The sequence below is a fragment of the Robinsoniella sp. RHS genome, from assembly GCF_001029355.1.
GTDB lineage: Bacteria > Bacillota > Clostridia > Lachnospirales > Lachnospiraceae > Robinsoniella > Robinsoniella peoriensis.
In genome coordinates, this window is the sequence record NZ_JNGB01000258.1 from 1 (window position 1) to 1,902 (window position 1,902).

At 39.0% G+C, this 1,902-nt stretch carries 1 protein-coding gene; it reads left to right on the forward strand.

The window, feature by feature from the left end; translation table 11 throughout:
- Positions 1–95: 95 nt before the first annotated feature.
- The coding region (locus tag RHS_RS29605) for an IS1634 family transposase (RefSeq protein ID WP_047835264.1) at positions 96–1,902 on the forward strand (1,807 nt) is incomplete at its 3' end.

Consider the following 1,902-nt stretch of genomic DNA (forward strand, 5'->3'; position numbering starts at 1 on the left):
CTTGATACAGGCTTATTTTTTTGTCAAATTTTTACTATTTTTATGTTGTATGTGTTGTATTTATATGGTATAATAATTACAGGGGTGATGCATTTATGAAAATATACTTTGATAAACGACTAAAGGATCCCACTTATTATGCACAGCAGGGAATCCGTAATGGAAAGAAAACAACCACCAGAAATATTAAAAACTTTGGAAAACACTCCGAGTTATTGAAGGTCACAGATGATCCTGAACTCTATGTGAGAGAACAAATCAAAAAGATGAATGAGGAATACCGCGTTGGCAAAGTCTCTTTCAATCTGACTGCCGATTTTAACGAAAGGGTCAGACCTTCTGCTGATGAAGCATCGGCTTCCAACTGGTTGAATATTGGGTATTTCTTTCTTCAGGACATCATGAAAGAATTGAATCTCAAGGAGTTCTTTCATGAGATAACAAATGACCGCAAAAATACTTTTGATTGTTTTACAATCGCTCGTTTCCTTACTTATGCAAGGATTTTAGATCCCAAATCCAAACACGCTACCTGGAATCGTCTCGCTTCCTACTTTGAACAGCCGGAGTTTGATTACCAGCATATTCTTAGATTCATGGATATCTTGGAAGCGAATTACGACACTTATCTGACATGGCTTTACAAAAACAGCAATTCTGTCATTAAGCGAGATTCATCTGTCCTATACTATGATTGCACAAACTTTTACTTTGAATGTGAACAGCCTGACGAAGACATCGTCGATGAAGTGACTGGTGAGATTATCAATGGTCTGAGAAAATATGGCTTAAGTAAAGAACACCGTTCAAATCCCATTGTGGAAATGGGACTTTTCATGGATAGCAGGGGAATCCCAGTCAGCATGTGCCTGCATTGTGGAAATACAAGCGAACAGATTACCGCTGTCCCATTAGAAAAAGAAGTTATGAAAATGCTGGATAATGCCCAATTCATTTATTGTGCAGATGCGGGGCTTGGTTCCTATAACATCCGCAAATTCAACAGTATGGGCGGCAGAGCCTTTATTGTCACTCAATCTATAAAAAAACTGAGTGACACACTCAAAAAGGCCGTGTTCAACGACTATGATTATCATCTTCTCTCAGATGACTCCGCTGTCGCAATCAGCGATATGAAAACTTTTGACAGATATGAGATAGAAAACCGAGAACTGTACAATGATTCTGCCTATAAAGTGATTATTGCAGACAAAGCTATTGATCTTGGACTGTATGAAGAAAAAACTTTAAAAAATGGCAAAACAAAACGTGTAAAAACAACAGGACAGCTGAAACAGAGACTGATTATCACTTTCTCGCGAAAGATGATGGAATACCAGAGGGCTGTGCGAAACCGTCAGATTGAACGTGCCAGGAAACTCTTAGGTATGAAAGATCCCGAAGAAATCAAGAAAGGACCGAATGATGTGAAGCGATTTCTGAAACGCGTAGCCAGCACAAACTCAGTAGAAAAAGCAACGGTCGCATATATACTTGACGAAACAAAGATTGCTGAAGAAGAAAAATATGATGGTTATTATGCGGTCGCCACAAATCTTCTGGATCCAGCTAAAGATATATTGGCTGTATCCCACAAAAGATATCAGATTGAAGACTGTTTTCGAATCATGAAAACAAATTTTACCGGAAGACCTGTAAACCACCGTCTGCCAAATCGCATTAGAGCTCACTTCATGATCTGCTATACTGCGCTGCTTGTGTACCGTTTACTGGAAGCCAAACTTGATGACCAGCATACACATGTGACGACAGAAAACTTAATTAATACCTTGAAAAATATGAATGTGACGAATATTCACGACGTCGAATATATGGCTCTCTATAATGGTAGCAAGGCACTAGATGCCCTAACCCAACTAACATCGCTAAACTTGGACAGGC